The sequence below is a fragment of the Mycolicibacterium mageritense genome, assembly GCF_010727475.1.
Taxonomy (GTDB): domain Bacteria; phylum Actinomycetota; class Actinomycetes; order Mycobacteriales; family Mycobacteriaceae; genus Mycobacterium; species Mycobacterium mageritense.
Map to the genome: position 1 here is coordinate 681,919 of NZ_AP022567.1, position 16,130 is coordinate 698,048.

The 16,130-nt window shown below is 65.9% G+C and carries 14 protein-coding genes; 8 read left to right on the plus strand and 6 right to left on the minus strand.

Annotated features, from left to right (window positions below; all coding sequences use genetic code 11):
• Window positions 1-33: 33 nt before the first annotated feature.
• The 4 genes from G6N67_RS03290 to G6N67_RS03305 form a co-directional block, all read right to left on the minus strand.
• Window positions 34-1,443, minus strand: a complete 1,410-nt coding sequence (locus tag G6N67_RS03290) for a hypothetical protein (protein ID WP_063835164.1) — start codon at window positions 1,441-1,443, stop codon at window positions 34-36.
• A 568-nt stretch (window positions 1,444-2,011) separates the two neighbouring features.
• Window positions 2,012-3,634 (minus strand): PE-PPE domain-containing protein, encoded by a 1,623-nt coding sequence (locus G6N67_RS03295; RefSeq protein WP_131524796.1) that lies wholly within the window; start codon window positions 3,632-3,634, stop codon window positions 2,012-2,014.
• A 178-nt stretch (window positions 3,635-3,812) separates the two neighbouring features.
• On the minus strand, window positions 3,813-4,124 hold the full coding sequence (locus G6N67_RS03300) for a hypothetical protein (RefSeq protein ID WP_230021650.1): 312 nt from the start codon (window positions 4,122-4,124) through the stop codon (window positions 3,813-3,815).
• Between the two features lie 19 nt (window positions 4,125-4,143).
• Window positions 4,144-5,061, minus strand: coding sequence for a TauD/TfdA dioxygenase family protein (locus tag G6N67_RS03305; RefSeq protein WP_036438747.1), 918 nt, complete (start codon window positions 5,059-5,061; stop codon window positions 4,144-4,146).
• A 156-nt stretch (window positions 5,062-5,217) separates the two neighbouring features.
• Here G6N67_RS03305 and G6N67_RS03310 point away from each other — a divergent pair, with 156 nt between their 5' ends.
• The 4 genes from G6N67_RS03310 to G6N67_RS03325 are packed head-to-tail and all read left to right on the plus strand — an operon-like array spanning window position 5,218 to window position 8,955.
• Window positions 5,218-5,778 (plus strand): hypothetical protein, encoded by a 561-nt coding sequence (locus G6N67_RS03310; RefSeq protein WP_036437987.1) that lies wholly within the window; start codon window positions 5,218-5,220, stop codon window positions 5,776-5,778.
• Complete coding sequence (locus tag G6N67_RS03315) at window positions 5,775-7,097, plus strand: Dyp-type peroxidase (protein WP_036437988.1); 1,323 nt, start codon at window positions 5,775-5,777, stop codon at window positions 7,095-7,097. The genes G6N67_RS03310 and G6N67_RS03315 overlap by 4 nt, the downstream gene beginning before the upstream one ends.
• An 8-nt stretch (window positions 7,098-7,105) precedes the next feature.
• The gene (locus tag G6N67_RS03320; protein WP_036437989.1) at window positions 7,106-8,122 is read left to right on the plus strand and encodes a hypothetical protein; all 1,017 of its coding nucleotides are present in this window, start codon (window positions 7,106-7,108) and stop codon (window positions 8,120-8,122) included.
• Window positions 8,119-8,955 (plus strand): bile acid:sodium symporter family protein, encoded by an 837-nt coding sequence (locus tag G6N67_RS03325; protein ID WP_036437991.1) that lies wholly within the window; start codon window positions 8,119-8,121, stop codon window positions 8,953-8,955. The genes G6N67_RS03320 and G6N67_RS03325 overlap by 4 nt, the downstream gene beginning before the upstream one ends.
• On the opposite strand, the gene G6N67_RS03330 is transcribed toward G6N67_RS03325, so the two are convergent.
• Together G6N67_RS03330 and G6N67_RS03335 are read right to left on the minus strand one after the other, a co-directional pair.
• Complete coding sequence (locus G6N67_RS03330) at window positions 8,942-11,155, minus strand: winged helix-turn-helix domain-containing protein (RefSeq protein WP_036437993.1); 2,214 nt, start codon at window positions 11,153-11,155, stop codon at window positions 8,942-8,944. The two genes, G6N67_RS03325 and G6N67_RS03330, sit on opposite strands and share 14 nt — an antisense overlap.
• 50 nt (window positions 11,156-11,205) lie before the next feature.
• A complete protein-coding gene (locus G6N67_RS03335; RefSeq protein ID WP_036437995.1) occupies window positions 11,206-12,870 on the minus strand; it encodes a CotH kinase family protein in 1,665 nt (554 codons plus the stop codon).
• 234 nt (window positions 12,871-13,104) lie between these two features.
• Here G6N67_RS03335 and G6N67_RS03340 point away from each other — a divergent pair, with 234 nt between their 5' ends.
• The 4 genes from G6N67_RS03340 (at window position 13,105) to G6N67_RS03355 (ending at window position 16,128) form a co-directional block, all read left to right on the plus strand.
• Window positions 13,105-13,401, plus strand: coding sequence for a DUF4193 domain-containing protein (locus G6N67_RS03340; protein ID WP_036437997.1), 297 nt, complete (start codon window positions 13,105-13,107; stop codon window positions 13,399-13,401).
• Window positions 13,402-13,414: 13 nt separating this feature from the next.
• Window positions 13,415-13,705, plus strand: coding sequence for a cupin domain-containing protein (locus G6N67_RS03345; RefSeq protein ID WP_036438000.1), 291 nt, complete (start codon window positions 13,415-13,417; stop codon window positions 13,703-13,705).
• Window positions 13,706-13,756: 51 nt separating this feature from the next.
• Entirely contained in the window at window positions 13,757-15,799 is a 2,043-nt protein-coding gene (locus G6N67_RS03350; RefSeq protein WP_036438002.1) for a hypothetical protein, read from the plus strand.
• A 68-nt stretch (window positions 15,800-15,867) separates the two neighbouring features.
• Complete coding sequence (locus G6N67_RS03355; protein WP_229477740.1) at window positions 15,868-16,128, plus strand: hypothetical protein; 261 nt, start codon at window positions 15,868-15,870, stop codon at window positions 16,126-16,128.
• Window positions 16,129-16,130 lie beyond the last annotated feature (2 nt).

Below are 16,130 nucleotides of genomic sequence, written 5' to 3' on the forward strand. Positions count from 1 at the left end.
CGCGGGAAGGGAGCCACATCACGATCGTGACGACTATTCACCGCCGCCTGACGACGCTCCGCCGGAGGACGATCCACCGGAGGTGGACCCGCCGCCCGACGTCGACCCGCCCGTACTGCTCGAGCCCGTAGATCCTTCGGACTTGGCCGGCTTGGCCGTGCCGCCGTTGGAGACCGCGTCCTTGAGGCCCTTGCCGATGTTCTTAAGCGCGCCGCGGATGCCGTCGCCGACGTCCTTGAGCGGGTTGGCCTTCTTGGTGGTGGACGTACCCGTCTTACCGGGCACGGCCTTGGGGCTTTCCTTGACCTGTCCCGCCTCCTGCGAAGCGGTGTCGGTCTTGGCGGGCGTCTCGGCCGCCGCTTCTTCCGTCGCAGCGGTCTCGGTGGTCGTGGTCTCCTTCACCGGGGTTGCGACGGTTTCGCCGGGTGCGGTTTCCGTGGCGGTCGAGGCGTCGACGGCCGAAACAGTCTCGGCCGCTTTGGTTTCGGCCTGAGTCTTCGGAGCTTCGATCTCCTTGACCGCGGGAGCCACATCGAGCGTGACGGTGGTGACGGCAGGCTTCGCGGTGACGACGTCAGCCGATGCGACCTCGGCGAGTGCCGACGTGGTCTGCGCCGGCGTGATGGCGGCAGCCACCAGATCACGAATCGTGAGCAGGCCTTTGACGATCCCGTTGGGCCCGAGCAGGCCCGCGGATCCCGTCAGGGGGTCGCCGTTGAGGATCGCGTTGGTCAGGTTGGGACCGAGATGCAGCAGCGCATTGGCAACCTGCTCGGCATCTCCGCCCTTGATCCCCGCGAAGATGTTGTCTCCGGCCGCGCCGACCGCCGTGGTCACGTCGCCGATGACCGTGACGGGTGCCAGCAGCGGCCCCAGCAGGTTCACGATGTTGTCCGGGCTGATGAGGTCGACCACTGCGAGAGCGTTGGCGATCGGTTGCCGGAGCGCATTCTGGAAACCCGCCCACAGCTCCGGGTTGATGAACAGCGTGTCGAAGACCGCCTGCACAACCGGGCCGAGGATGGCGTTCTGCACGGTCGTCAGAGCCTGCGTGACGTGGCCCTCGGCCAACTGCGCGAGCGCTTCTTGGAACTGCTCGGGCGCCTCGGCCAACGCTCCGCCCAGGCTGCCGCCGAAGGCCTGCACGAACGCGCCGACTGCGGCCGCACTGGTGAGCTGGTTTTGGACGATCTGCGACAGGATCGGTGCCGGATCGGCCGAGATCTGCTGAGCCAGTGCCACCACATTCTGGAACGTCGTACCGAAGACCGTGCCGAACTCTTCGATCGGGTTCGCCAGCGCCGACAGCTCGACCGCTGCCGACGAGTGGATCGCCGGCACCTGCACATCCGGCATCGGCGGAGCGACCGGGCTGACGGCCATAGCTCCAACACCCGCAACCGCGACGCCCGTCGCGAGATACGAGCGAACAGCTAACTGCATTGAGACTCCTTTGCTAATCCAACCCCCGAAGCACAGAACTTACCTGAGGGTAAGTTAAAAGCAAGCAAAAATTGCACGTAGATCGCGTATTTAGCACGTCGTTGCAATGCCACAGGCTTTTCGGCATTGTTTTCGTTGTTTGCTATAAATTCGCTCCGGCCAATTCTCGAGTCGGCTGGGCTAACTTGTTGCATCGGCAAGCATCACGGCCGGATGCAAAGCGGAAGCCCGCCCACCCGCGGCGCGACGCGCCCGTGGGGCGACGTTGCCAGGCCATGGCGCCACAACGGCCCGCACCCACTTCTTACTGGCCAGTAACATGCTTTGGCTATGCTCCAGGTCACTTTGCCGGCCAGACGTGTCGGGGCGCACAGTCCGGCTCATCAGCTAAGAACTGGCACTCCCTGACACCACGCCGCCAGCAACGCGGCGTTTACAAAACTCCAAACGTGTCGAGTTCGCTGTCGATACGGAGGGGTCTGTAAAGCACGGATTCCACTCCGAAGCGTGGGCAGCACCGTCGGCCGCGACGGCGTCCACGATGTGAGATACATCCGGCCCGTTGAGGTCAGAACGGCAGCCGGAACCCGCCGAAATTGGGCAGAGCCGGCATCGGCGGCGGGGCGGGCAACGCGGGCAACACGGGCATGGGCGGGGGCGCCAAGACCGGCGGCGGCGCAGCAGGCCACGGCAAGTCCGGCACCACGGGCGCCTGTTCTACCGGCGGCGCAGGCAGCACCTCCGGAATGTCGGGCGGATCCACCACAGGTGCTGGAAGATCCACCGGCACACGGTCGACAACTCTCGCGGGAATTGGCGCCTGCGTAGGCATTTCGAGCTTCTCCGCCGGTGGCATCTGCGCAGGCACGCTCTCGACGTGGCGGGCCCACGGAATCGGCAGGTCGTGTTTTGGCGCCGCATTCACCGGTGCCGCAGGCGCCTCGGCTTTCGGGGCAGCGACCGAAGGAGCAATCGGCGGGTTCGAACGTTGCGGTGCGACGGCCTGAGGCCCGAACGGCAGCGTGGGTGCGGTCGGTTTCGCGGCGGGCGGTTGAGCGCTCGGCGCAACCGCCGCCGGTGTGGTGGCGACCGGGGCTCCGGTGGCATCGAAGTCGCCCGTGTTGACCGGCGGTCCACCCACGCCGTAGGGACTCCGCTGATCCACCGGCGGAGTGCCGAACGGCCGGATGTTGGCCGCCTCGTCTGCTCCGTCGTCGAGGCCGGTCGGGATCGCGATGATGAAGTTGACGCCCGTTTGTGCGGGATTCGGGAAATACAGCAGCGCGGCCTTCGTCGGTTCGCCAGGGCTGACGGTCCGGTCGTATCCGGTCTCCACGAGAACCCGCAGTGGCGCGTCGGCCACGGCGAGCACCGGGCTGGGCACCCCGGCCTCGGCCAACGGCATCAACAGCGGCAGCCGGTTGCTGGGAATCAGGTAGTACTGCGTGTCTCCGTAGGAACCCTGGTAGACCGCGTTGCCCAGCCCCACGCTCTGGTAGTCGGAGTGCAGGTAGTGGATGCCCGCGACGGCGTTGGCCGTCGCGAACGGGTTGAGCGGATTGAGCGGGAAGTCCGACCAGCCGTCGTACTGGCGGGTCACGTCCACGGTCTTGAAATCGGTGTCGGTGGGTGTCGGCCCGTCGAAAGTGATTCCCATGATGGGTATTTCGAGTCCCTCGAAGCGGGACAGGATTCCGCCGTTCGGCCGGTTGGGATTGCCGATCAACACGAACGCCACCGGAAGCGTCGAGCCTTCGGCGGCCAGGTTCGCCTTCTCGATCGACGCGATCCGGGCGCTCTGCGAGTACCCGAACACCACCATCTCGGTGCCCGCCGGTTGCGCCTTGATCGCCCGGTCGAGGTTGATCGTGCCCTGCGCGACCGACTGGTCGAACGGCATGGTGCCCGACACCGGCATGAATTCCTCGGGCGTGGCAACGGCAGTGGGCGTGCAGGATTCGGCCCCGCAGAAGCCGGTCAGCACGATGTAGTCGTTGTTGGCGTCCGCGGTGTAGCTGTCGATGAATTCTGGGCTGTCCTGTGGCGTGCCGAGTGAATGGCCGGTGCCACCCATGATCAACGCCGTCGCGGTCAGCAAGACCAGCGGCGCCATCGCCTGGGTACCGATCAAGGCCACGGTGGAAGCCAGCGACAGCACCACGACTGCCGATGAGCGCACAAATCGCCGCACGAGAACCCCTCCGACGCACCGGTGATGCTGGTTGGTCCCCGACCATCAGCATTGTGCGCCGCGCAAGCGCGCTCCGCAGCAAAACCGGCGCAATCGCGTCGGAATCTCGAATCGATGCGGTATGCGGCGGAGTTCTCGGGTCAGTGAGCGGGCTCGTGGGGTTTCGGCAACCGCCGGCTCAGTCGACGCGGATGACGTATGTGCCGTCGTCGTCGCGCTCGATCTGGCCTTCGAGCGCGCTCACCCACACCGGCGTGTCCCGACGAGAACCGAGGAACGCATCTTGGATGACGCCGCCCGGTTGCAGGTCGACGTTCCATTGATCGTCCTGCGCGACGATGGTCACGATCTCTTCGCCGTTGGCCCGGCGGATCGACAGCACCTGGCCGTTGGAATCTTGGTCGTCGAGGTCTGAGTCGTCCAGATCCGGGTCGTCCAATTCGACTTCGGTCGCGAATTCGTCGTCGGTGCCTGCGGCGTCGTCATACACGCCGATGACTGTAGGGTGCTCAGCTTGCCAGCGCCACCGGGGTGACGACGTCGGCGTAATGGGAGGCATCGCCGGCGATCACGCGGCTGCGTTCACCGTGGATGTCGACGGGGATGTCACCGGCGAGCGTGATGCGGCTGAGCCGGCGGAACTGGTTGTCGTAGTCGGACACCGCGTAGTGCTGCGTGGCGCGGTTGTCCCAGATGGCCAGGTCGCCCTGCTCCCAATTCCACCGAATCGTGTTCTCCAGCTTGGTGACCCGGTTCTGCAGGAGCTGGAACAGCGTCGCCGACTCGGCGGCACCGAGACCGACGAACTGCTTGATGAAGTGCCCGAGCACCAGCACCCGCTTGCCGGTCTCTGGGTGCACCCGCACCACCGGGTGCTCGGTCTCGAAGTACTCCGAGCGAAACTCGTCGCGGTATTCGCGTTCGGTGTCGGCGAGCTCTTCGTGGCGGCCGTCGTAGTCGGCGGCGTAGTCGTACTGGTTGGTGTGCACGGCCCACAGGTTCTCCACCAGGGCACGAAGCGGCGCGGGCAAAGCCTCGTAGGCCGCCTCGGTCGATGCCCACGTCGTCGTGCCGCCGTAGCTCGGCAGGGTAACCGCCCGCAGCAGTGACGCTTTCGGGATCCGGTCCACGAACGTCACGTCGGTGTGCCAGCTGTTGGCCTTGTCGTAGCGCGAGTCGATCGGTAGGACGGTTTCACCGCGCGACGTGACGGTGGGATGCGCGATGGTCGGTGTGCCCAACAGGCGGGCGAACGCCAGCTGGCCGTCGTCGTCGAGGTGGTGTTGCCCGCGAAAGAAGATCACCTTGTGTTCGAGCAGCGCATCGTTGATGGCGGCCACGGTGGCCGGATCCAGATCACCGCCGAGTTCGACTCCGTCTATGCGGGCGCCGATGTTCGCGCCCAGCTTCACCACGTCAACAGACACGTTCACCACGGTGCGGCATCGGTCCGTGCGCCACCACGGTTTGGCTCAACGCGAACGAAATCGGGGGGAATTTCCCCCGGTTTGGGGGACGCCGGGCAACCGGCGCGAGCATACTGTCGGTCCCGTAAGTTCCACCGGAGACCGGGAGGTTTGTTCATGTCCACACACGACGAGATCTGGTCCAAGCCGGCGGCTCAAGCCATCCCGAAGGAAGGCTATTTCGAGCTGACGCGAGGTCGGTACGGCCCCGTTTATCCCCGCACCCCGGCCTGCTACGGCTTCTCGATCATCGCCAAGGTCAAGGAAGGGCGAGAAGACGCGATCCGCGCGTACGGCAAGCAGATCGAGGAGGCGGTGGCCGGTAGCCCCGACGTTTTGGCGCCGCTGCGCCTGCACTACTTGCGTTGGCAATTGTTCGATGTCGGCTCCGGTCTACATTTCCAGTACCAGGGCATCTTCGACACCGACTTCGACAAGTACACCGAAGACGCCGTCCAGCTCTTCAGCCAGACGGGCATCACCACGGTGTTCACCAATCTGGAAGGCTTCCCCGAGGACTGGAAGACCAACCCGGAGTCGTTCATCAAATTCGTCCGTGACCACCAGGTACCGAGCTTCCTCGAATACGGCGAGTACCCGTATGTCACGTCGGACGAGATCAAGAAGGCCCTACGGCTCAAGGCAGCGTTCTCCGACATGCTGGACCAGATGCAGTGACCGCGCTCGAATTCGACGACATCCAGCACATCCTGCTGACCCGCACTCCCGCCCTGACCGGACGCTATGAGTTCCTGACGTTCGACACGCCTGAGGCGGGGCGAGCCTGGTTGGCCGAGATGGTCCCGCTCGCGCAGTCAGCCGCCCAAGTGCAGGGCACGGTCGACGATTCCAAGCGCTGGGTGACTCTGGCGTTCACCTGGAACGGACTGCGTGCGCTGGGTGTCGACGAGGAGTCTCTGGCGAGTTTCCCGGACGAATTTCGGGAAGGCATGGCGTCGCGGGCAGACATTCTCGGTGATACCGGTGCAGCCGCGCCTGAGCACTGGGTGGGCGGACTTGCCGGAGCCGATCTGCACGCGATCGTGATCCTGTTCGCGCGCGACGAAGCCGAACGCATCCGATGTGTGGGCGAACACGACAAGCTGTTGGCCCGCTGCCCCGGTGTGCGGTCGTTGTCGCACCTCGATCTCAACGCAAGTCCGCCGTTCAACTACGCGCACGATCACTTCGGCTTCCGGGATCGCATGTCCCAGCCTGTCATGAAGGGATCCGGCGAAGATCCGACCCCGGGATCCGGTGCCCCTCTGGAGCCGGGCGAGTTCATCCTCGGCTATCCGGATGAGGAAGGTGTCACCGATCGCACTGTCCCCGAGGCACTTTCCCGCAACGGGAGCTACCTGGCCTACCGCAGGCTGGAGGAGCACGTCGGGCTGTTCCGGAACTACCTGAAGCAGAACGCCGACACACCCGAGGGCGAAGAACTGCTTGCGGCCAAGTTCATGGGCCGCTGGCGCAGCGGTGCGCCACTGGTGCTCGCACCCGAACACGACGACCCCGAACTTGGCGCAGATCCGATGCGCAACAACGATTTCAATTACGGAGAAATGGATCCGCACGGCTACGCGTGCCCGCTCGGGGCGCATGCCCGCAGGCTCAACCCGCGCGACACCGCACACAACATGAACCGGCGTCGGATGATCCGACGGGGTGCCACCTACGGCCCGGCCCTGCCCGAGGGCGCTCCGGACGACGGGGTCGAGCGGGGCATCGCGGCGTTCATCATCTGCGCGAGCCTCGTGCGCCAGTTCGAATTCGCCCAGAACGTATGGATCAACGACAAATCGTTCCACGAGCTCGGCAACGAGCACGACCCCATCTGCGGCACGCAGGACGGCACCCTGGAATTCAAGATTCCCAAGAAGCCGATCCGCAAGGTACACAAAGGTTTACCAGCGTTCACGACGCTGCGTGGCGGGGCATATTTCTTCCTGCCCGGCCTTGGCGCGCTGCGCTATCTCACAAGCTTGGAAAATTAGGAGACACCATGGCGGCCACCCTGCCGTACGCCCGCACCTACAACCAGGCCCACGTCGCCCGCCCGCACAGCGGGGGACGCCGGGTCAGCATCTACTGGACGTGGAGCTATCCGTGGGAGGCCCAACGTGATCTGACGGTGCTGGACAACCGCTTCTCGACCATCACCGAAGTCCGCCGGGTGGCTTGGCCCGCATACGAAACGCCCGAGTACGACGCCGCGAACTTCCTGCAGGGCATCGACGGAACACTGGAACTGTTCCACCGCTCGACGTTGTCGTTCCAGGAGCTCGCCGGAGAGGTCACCGGCCATCCCGTCGCGGTCTTCCAACGGGTCGACCAGGCCGGGTACCGGCTGCCCATCGACGACCGGATCCTCGCCGACACCGACACGCTGATGGTGTTCGGCCTCGATCATCTGGCCGCCGACGAACACGCCGGGGCCGACGAGATCGCCGCGATCAAGCAATGGTTGCGCCGCGAGGGCACCTGTCTGCTGCTGGCCCCGCACCACGACGTCGGCTTCACCGATGACCTCGAGCAACGCCAGATCGAGTACCTCCACCATGGGGATGCCCTGGTGCCCCGGCAACAGCGGTTCGGCGAGTACACCCGCTCGCTCATGACCGCGCTCGATGTGCCCGTACACAACAAGTGGGGGCTGCGGCCCGCGGTGGTCGAGGGCACCAACGCGATTGCACCACTGACGGGCTTTCGCGATCTCGACGCGCCCGGACTCCTCTCCGAGGTGACCACCCTGAACTTCCACCCGCACCTCCCGCATTACGAACTCACCGCCCCGGAGAGTGAGAACCTGCGGGTGTTGGGCCGGCAACGGGTGGACCCGAACCGGCCCCATCCGTTCACCGCGGCGGGCAACACCGAGTTCAACTCGCTCATCTGGATGCCGCCCACCGGCGAGCGGGCCGGTGACATCGTGCTCGTCGACTCGACACATTTCACGACTTTGTTCGGCGGCACCGACAGCCTGAAGTTCTTCTGGCGCAACCTCGTCACGATGCGGTGAACGCGCTTCTCATCCAGGGCTCGAACATCGCGGTCGTGGTGTTCGTGGTGTCCAGCACGCTGGGTGTCGGGCTGAGTCTCACCGTCGGGCAGATCCTCACACCGCTCAAGAACGCCCGCTTGGTCGCGTTGTCGCTCGCCGCGAATTTCGTGCTGGCACCGTTGGCTGCCTTTGCGCTCTGGCGCATGCTCGGTCTCGACGAACCGTTCGGGATCGGGCTGCTGCTGTGCGGGCTGGCGGCAGGCGCCCCGTTCCTGATCAAGCTGGCCGAATTCGCTAAGGCGGACTTGGGGTTTGCGGTCGGCCTGATGGTCCTGTTGATGGTCGTCACGGTGGGCTATGTGCCGGTGACCCTGCCGTTGTTCCTGCAGGGCACCGCGGTGAACCCGCTGAAGATCGCGTCGTCGCTGATCGTGCTGATGCTGATACCGCTTGGCGTCGGACTGGCGTTGCGGTCCCGCGGTCCGGTCGTCGCCGGACGGCTCCGCCCGGCCGTCGGATGGGTGTCGAACGTCAGCATGGTGCTCGTGGTGGTGCTCACAATCGCCGCCCACTTCCGCAGCGTGCTATCGGTTTTCGGCACGTTCGCGATCTTGGCCGCGGTGCTGTACACCGTGGTGTGTTTCGGGATCGGTTGGCTGCTACGTGGGTCGGGGAAGGGCACCCGCGGCGTGCTGGCACTCGGAACCGCCCAGCGCAACGCCGCCGCGGCGTTCGTGGTCGCAGGGCAGAACTTCGACGACCCGCGGGTCATCGTGATGATCACGGTGGTGCTGATCGTCGAGTTCCTGATGCTGTTGCCGTCGGCCCGCCTGCTCGCTAAAGGGCGTTGAGGAGGCCCAGGCGGCGAGCCTCGGCGACGGCCGCATCGCGGGACGCCACGGAAAGCTTGCGGTAGATCGACTTCGTCTGGCTTTTCACGGTTTCCCGGCTGATGACCAGCTCGTCGGCGATCCGTTGCAACGACAGATGGGACGCGAGGTGCGGTAGCAGACGCAGTTCCGCCGTCGTCAACGCCGGCCGCACGCCTCGTGCGGCGCGGGCCGCCGCCACCGCGCGGACGTGCTCCAGTCGGTGTCCGACGTCGACCGCGTCCGGCTCACGTCGGTGCGCGCGAGCCGCAGCGGCGAGATGCCGGTCGCACAGCTCGGTGTCGTCGATCTCGACTGCGGTGCCTGCCACCAGGACATGGCCGAGTAGTGCGGTGCGGGCGGACAGATCGCCCAAGCGACCGAGCAGCCGCTCTGTCGCTCGCACAGCCGATTTCGCCCCGGGAACATCCCCGCGCCGCGCCCGGACCAGGCTGTCGACGGCGTACACGACAACCATCGGCACGACATCGCACAAGTCACGTGCATCGGTGATCGTGCGGGCCGCCGAGCTGTGGTCGACAGCAGACGCGAGGTCTCCGTCGTCCAGGTCGAGCAGCGCGAGATGCGCGAACGCGGCGGCCTGGAAGCCGGACAGATCGTCGATCACCGGCATGGCCGCCTCCAGCAGCGCACGGGAACCGGCGGTGTCACCGAGCATCGCCAACGCGGCGCCCTTCATCGTGGTTGCGGCGCCCCACCACGGATTCCTGAGGTGGTCACCCGCGGCACGCACTGTTTCGGCGTGCCGGATGACTTCACGCACACCACCGACGCCGACAAGCGAACCGATCAGTGCCGCAGCAACTTCGACCCCCGGTGTGCCGTCGGCGAGCGGTTCGCCACGGTCGGCGCTGCCCGCGAGAAGCAACGACCGTTGAATCATCTCGGCATCGCCCGTGGTCACGCCCAACCAGGCCCGGGCGATCGCGGCGTCGGGGTACTCGGTGAAGGTCTGCTCGTCGATGAGGCTGAGGCGCCGAGCGAGGATCCCGGCGCGCCCGTCGAATCCCAGCCGCACCGCGTCCCGTCCGACAAGCGCAGCCACGTGCGCGTGATCGTCGGCGGCCAGCGCCTGCAGTAGTGCTCCGTCGAAGTCGCCGCCGCGTTCCAGTTGATCAGCGGCCCTGGTCGCGAGCATCCGGAACCGGGTCGGATCGCGGTCGCGCAGCCGTCCCCGCAGCAGATCCCCGAACAATCGATGGTACCGGTACCAAACCCCTTGATCGTCAAGGGAAATCAAGAACAGATTGCCGGACCGGACGATCGCGTCCAGCATCGTCGCGGAGTCGTCGCGGTGCAGGAGTTCGTTCAACTCCTCTGCGCAGAACCGGTCCAGCACAGCAGATTCCATGAGGAAGGTGGCAGTCGCCGGATCGGTGCGGTTCAGCACCTCCTCCACCAGATAATCGGCAACCAGGCGATGGCGGCCCGTGAATGCGTCCGCCGTGGCACCGTCGCGTAATGCCAACGCCGCCATGACAACCCCGGCGGGCCAGCCTTCACATTTGTCCAGCACGCGCGCCACCGTCGCGTCATCGGCGCCACTGCCGACCGCCGTGAATGCCGCGGCCCCTTCCGCGGTCGACAGCTTGAGTTCGGCGGCGCCGATCTCGACGACGCGGCCCTGCAACCGACGCCGGGCAAGGTCGACGGGCGGGGCGCAACGGCCGATCAGCGCCAGCGTGGCCGACGCCGGGGACATGGCCACCACGGCACGCAATGCGTCGACCGCGGTCTGCGCAGTCAATTCGTGCACATCATCGAGCACGAGCACGATCGGTCCGCACTCCTCGAGCGCCTGCACCAGCGCGGGAACCAGCTGGGTTTGCACTATGCGGCCCGCACCGCGCAGGTAGTGCACAACCCTCGGGTCTACGCGGCTCACCTGACTCATCGCGGTGGCCAGGTGCAGCAGCAGATGTGCGGGATCATTGTCGAGGTGGTCGAGGCGAACCCACGCGAACACGCGTGGGTCGGACTCGTCCCAGAGTGCCACCGCGGTGGTCTTGCCATAGCCGGCGGGCGCGCTGACGACGACCAGCCCCTCGCTCGCCTCGGTCAACTTCGCGATCACCGACGGGCGGGCAATGACACTGTGGGCCATTCCGGGACGTCCGACAGTGGCCGCCGGAATGTGGGCCAGCCAGGCACCGGCTACCACGTGCGCATCTTAGGTCAGACGCCGTTGCGGCGGCGGTAAGACCCGTGGGATCAGTAGAAGTACACGCGCGAGCCCACCGGTTCCTGGTGGACCCTGGCGCGCCCGGCGGGGGTCAGGTCCATGCCGAAGGTCGCTTTCAGGTTGGTGCGCACGCTGACCAACCGGAAGTACCCGCTATAGGCGAAATCGGCTGGTACCGACGCCGACGGCGCGACGATGAACTCCTCGGCGTGATCGGTGTTGCTCGGCGGGCACGTGTAGAGGTAGTTGTGCCCCTGCGGCGTGGTCAACGTGGCGCTGGCGTGTAGTGCACGGCCGAATGCCTGGCTGATGAAGGACTTTCCGCTGCCGAGGTCGTTGACCAGCCACAGGTCCGATTTGTCGTTGTCGTCCCGCAGTGGCAGGTGGTAGACCTCGAAGTTCAACGGCGCGGCCGCGCCCGCCGGGATCGACTCGGTGTTGCTGGCGTGCAGGCAGGCGCTGCCCTCCTCGCTGAGCACGTAGACCTCGGCGTTGTCGGGCACGCCGGCACACAGGTACCCGGCGGACTCCGCCAGCCGCAGTTGCTGGCGGACCACCGCGATCTGCGAAACGATGTCGGGTACCCCGAGATTCACCAGCAGCGTCTCCATCTGATCGATCAGCGGCTTCAGGGTCTGCTGCTGTGTTTCACGACCGAAGATCTCCCTGCGGTACGTCCGGATCTGCTCGATCAACTGCGCGCGACGCCCGGGATCGTTGCGTACCAATCGCGCGACCAGGCCGGTATCGCCCAGCTTGAAGCGGTGGTCGGTGCGCAGCGTCTGGTCGATACCCCACGGGATCAGCTTGAACTTGACGTTGTCGACTGCGGGGTTCTCCACCGCTGCCACATCGTTGTAGACGTAGGTGTTGTTGGTGTTGTTGGAGTACCCGTCCCAGTGTTTGAGGAAGAACTCCATGGCATACACCCGGATGAACTGCTCCAGGTCGAATACATCTGCCGCGCCGGTGATCCCGTGGTCGGCGACGTGGTCGATCGCGAGTTTGAGGTCGGCCTGGTTCTCGAATTCCGAGAGCGATTCGGTGGCGATGAAGGGCAGCCGGGCACGCACGAAGTCGTCGTTGTGTTCGATCTCGTACAGATTGCCCTTCATGTTGCCGCTGAAGTTGCGCTCGATGTAGCGCTTCATGATGGGTTCGACGTTGACGTAGACACCGGGCGCGTTCACGCCCGGCATGCCCTCACCCACCGGCCTCCCGTTGACGAACACCCGGACGAAGTTGCATCGCGAGTGCGGTAGACCGGCCATGCCGAGCAGCCGGTACCCGAGTGGCTGCCGGATGAAGGCCGGATCCTGGATCGAGTTGTTGAGGGTCAGATAACGCGATCCGATCAGATTCTCGATCGGCCCTTCGTTGGCGTCGGTGAACTTGCCGAAGTCGACGTGCAGGCACGGTTTCCGGTCGTCGATCGAACCGCAGAACGACTTCTTCTTGATTCCGACGTCGGTGAAGGTGGTCTGCGCGGGGAACTTGGTGCCCGAGATCTCCACGGAGGTCGCTTTGCGCCACTTGTACCGTGAGCCGTCGGTCCAGTCGAAGTTGCAGCGTCCACCGGCCGGCTCCTCGGTACGTGTCGCGTCCCACTCCGACTGGGGCATGGTGATCTTGACCGTGACGACGTTGTCCAGGTCGTAGAGCGCGTCGAGCGCGGCCTGCTGCTCGGCGCTCATCGTCGGTTCTCCAGCATGTCGGCGCCTTTCGTCACACCCCGGCTCGCCGAACACGACCGCGTGTCGCCAGGGCTAATTACCTGCATGAACATGATGTGAACGGCACAATGCCCGTGGCACGAGTAGCCGGGTACTCGTGTTTGGCGGCTCTCGGTTTACTCACGGCGTCGGGCGGGAACAATCCGATCCACCGCTGCGTTGCCGAAGCGTTGGTCTCGACAGGGAGGACGAATCATGGCTACCGACTACGACGCGCCCCGCACCAAGGACTCTGAAGAGTCCGCCGACGAGTCACTCGAAGTCCTGGCCACGCAACGACGAGCCGGCACGGACACCGCCGTGATCGACGAGGACGAGGCGGTCGATTCGTTCGACCTGCCAGATGTCGATCTGACGGGCGAAGAGCTGACGGTCCGGGTGGTGCCCAAGCAGTCGAACGAGTTCACCTGCTCAAGCTGCTTCCTGGTGCAGCATCGCAATCGGATGGCACTGCAGCGCGGCGACCAACAGATCTGCGTCGACTGCGTCTGAGCGGCGACACCTCGTGACCACGGGCTCCATCGGTGAGCTCCAGTTGCACAACGATCAGTTCCGCGTGACCAAGTGGACCATCGAGCCCGGCGGCGCGATCCCGATGCACCGTCATGAATACGAGTACGTCGTGGTGCCGCTCGTGACCGACACGATGCACGTCGTGACGGCTGACGGCGACGAGATCGTGGCGGAGCTCGTCGCGGGTCAGAGTTATTCGCGGCCCGCAGGCTCCGAACACACCGTCGAAAATCGCGGTGACACAGAAGCCATCGTCTTCGTGGAAGTGGAACGCCTGTCATAGCGGTCGTGTTGGGTCGCCGCGTGCGCTGCTGCGCGCGGGATAATCGACCCGATGTCCGACATCGTCCATGAGCTGTCCCGGGCCGCCGCGCCGCTACCGCAGCAACCCGGGCAGCCGCCACCGCCGCGCGTGCTGATGCTCGGGTTCGATCCGGACGGATATTGCAGCATCGCCGTCGGGGATCCTGACCAGGCGAGTCATGTCACGTTCTACGTGCCCAACGGCCGCGGCCAGCCGACGCCGTCCTATCGCTGGCAGGTTGAACTGGCGGCCGCGCTCAGGCAGCGCGCCGCGGAATTTGCCGGCAACGACCAGCTCGCGATCGTGGTGCTGCAGGGGTACGCACCTGGTCACGCCGCCAACCGGTTGCTCACTGACCTGGCAGCGGCGCGGCCCCGGCAGATCACCCTGGTGGGCTACGGCGAAGGCTGCGCCGAGGTCGCCGGCGCGGCGCGGACCGCTGACGTCGACCGCGTGGTGCTGATCCAGCGACTGCACGGCCCCGAGCCCGAACCCGTCCAGCAGGGCCGGACGTGGTGGCGGACGATCGCGGACAGCCCGCGCTCGTACGGCGGGCACTGGGTGCCCGAGGCCGACCAGTGGGATGACGTGGCCGCGGCCGTCGCCGGTCTCGATGGTCCGCCGACGTCGCCCCAGGCGGCGGCACCGGCCAGCCCTCCGATCTACGCCGCCGCGCCCTCCCCCACGCCACCGACACCCGTCGCGCACAAGCGCAGGCCCTGGATTCTGCTGCCCCTGGTGCTGATCGGGTTGGTGGTCGCGGTTGTCGCCGGTCTTGTCGTCATCAACAAGACGACAGGCGATGGCGCGCGGGAGTGGCCCGTCACCGCCGACGAGACAGTGCATCCCGACGAGGCCGCGGGCCTGCCCCGGGCGTCGGCCGGCCGTCTCGCCGCACCCATGCCGGGGCAGCTGCCGGCCGTGGTGGCGACGACATCGGTGCCCGGCGAGATCATCGGCGGGAATGTGGACTTCGTCGTGGCAACCCAGCTCAGCGCGCCGGGCCGGACGGACATCCGGTTCGTCGATCCGCGCACAGGGGCCGACGTACGCCCCGCCAACTGGATCGACACCGAGCTCGGCAAGTGGCAGGGCATCGGTCAACACTGCGCGTTTGCCGACCGGAATCGCCTGGGCTGCTTGACATATCACCAGAACGACCCGAACAAGACCGTGTTGGTGATTCTCGATCATCAGACGGGCACCCCGATCAGGGCCGTCGAGACCGCGCGCAAGTATGACGAACTGGTCGCTGCCGGTGAGCGATTCATCCTGATCTCCGAGGTGAATTCGCACATGGCGACCGGGATCGACCTCGACGGCCGCGAGGTATGGACTACCGAAGCGACGACCGTGCTGCCCAACCAGTCGGTGATGGCCTTTGAACCCGAGGACTATTCCCAGCCGACACGGTTCATGAGCACCATCGACGGACACGAGATCCTGACCGCCCCGGCACCGCGTGCGCCCCAGATCGACCATCCCTCGGGCCGGAAATGGGGCGCGTACAACGGTGGCATCGCGGTGCTCAACGAGGAGCGCACCGCGACCGACTTCTACGATGTCAACGGCGTCAAGACCGCGTCGCTGGCCGGCTGGCGACCGCAGGGCGGGATGCACAACCGGGGTGACGGGACGTCCTTGCCGATCGTCACGCGCATCGAACCCACCGAGGGAGATACCAAGCTCATCGGTGCCGCCAACCCGGCCACCGGCCATCTGTTGTGGCAGGCGGACTTCGTCGATGACAGCCTTCCGGGCAAGTTGATGTCCGGACGAGGCGAATTCGCGGTGCTCAAGGATCCGTCGTCGTCGTCGATCGAAAAGTACGTCGTGTTCAACTGCTACACCGGCGAACGGTCAGCCCTCACGCCCAAGGCCAATATCGGCGTGATCGGAGATGCCTCGACCGACGGCGAACGCATTCTGTTCTCACACAGCGAGGGGGCCGAGATGTTCGACCTTCGCACTGGCACCCGGCTGTGGGAGATCCCCGGCTATCCCGCACTGGAGTCGTTTGACGGCCTGCTGGTGCGGGAGGACTCTGACGGCGCACTCGAGGTGTATCGGTAGCCGAGTGCATGGCATATCCATAGCCATCACTTGGCCTTTCCTCAGCTGGCCACGGCATGCTGGACGCCATGACCGGTTTGACCGATGCCACCGACACCGCGCCCGCGGCCCGGCGCCGCGTGCTTGCCATCGCCGCCGCGTCAACCGGTGCGATGGTGCTGATCCTGCTGGTCGCCGGTCAGGCCGGCCTGCCGTGGGCCGACGGGTTCGCATCCGTCGCGGCCGGGCTCACCGCGATGGTCGTGTTGTTGGGCGTCGAGCTGCGGTGGGCTGAATTGGTCGCAACGGCCCAGTCCCGCGGGCTGGTCGCGGTGCCCGCGCACAGCTGAAC

Bases quoted from the DNA above. Each gene is read 5' to 3' on its own strand.
- G6N67_RS03290 (WP_063835164.1), bottom strand. From the start codon at position 1,443: ATGCAGTTAGCTGTTCGCTCGTATCTCGCGACGGGCGTCGCGGTTGCG.
- G6N67_RS03310 (WP_036437987.1), top strand. From the start codon at position 5,218: ATGTCCACACACGACGAGATCTGGTCCAAGCCGGCGGCTCAAGCCATC.
- G6N67_RS03320 (WP_036437989.1), top strand. From the start codon at position 7,106: ATGGCGGCCACCCTGCCGTACGCCCGCACCTACAACCAGGCCCACGTC.
- G6N67_RS03335 (WP_036437995.1), bottom strand. From the start codon at position 12,870: ATGAGCGCCGAGCAGCAGGCCGCGCTCGACGCGCTCTACGACCTGGAC.
- G6N67_RS03340 (WP_036437997.1), top strand. From the start codon at position 13,105: ATGGCTACCGACTACGACGCGCCCCGCACCAAGGACTCTGAAGAGTCC.
- G6N67_RS03350 (WP_036438002.1), top strand. From the start codon at position 13,757: ATGTCCGACATCGTCCATGAGCTGTCCCGGGCCGCCGCGCCGCTACCG.
- G6N67_RS03355 (WP_229477740.1), top strand. From the start codon at position 15,868: ATGACCGGTTTGACCGATGCCACCGACACCGCGCCCGCGGCCCGGCGC.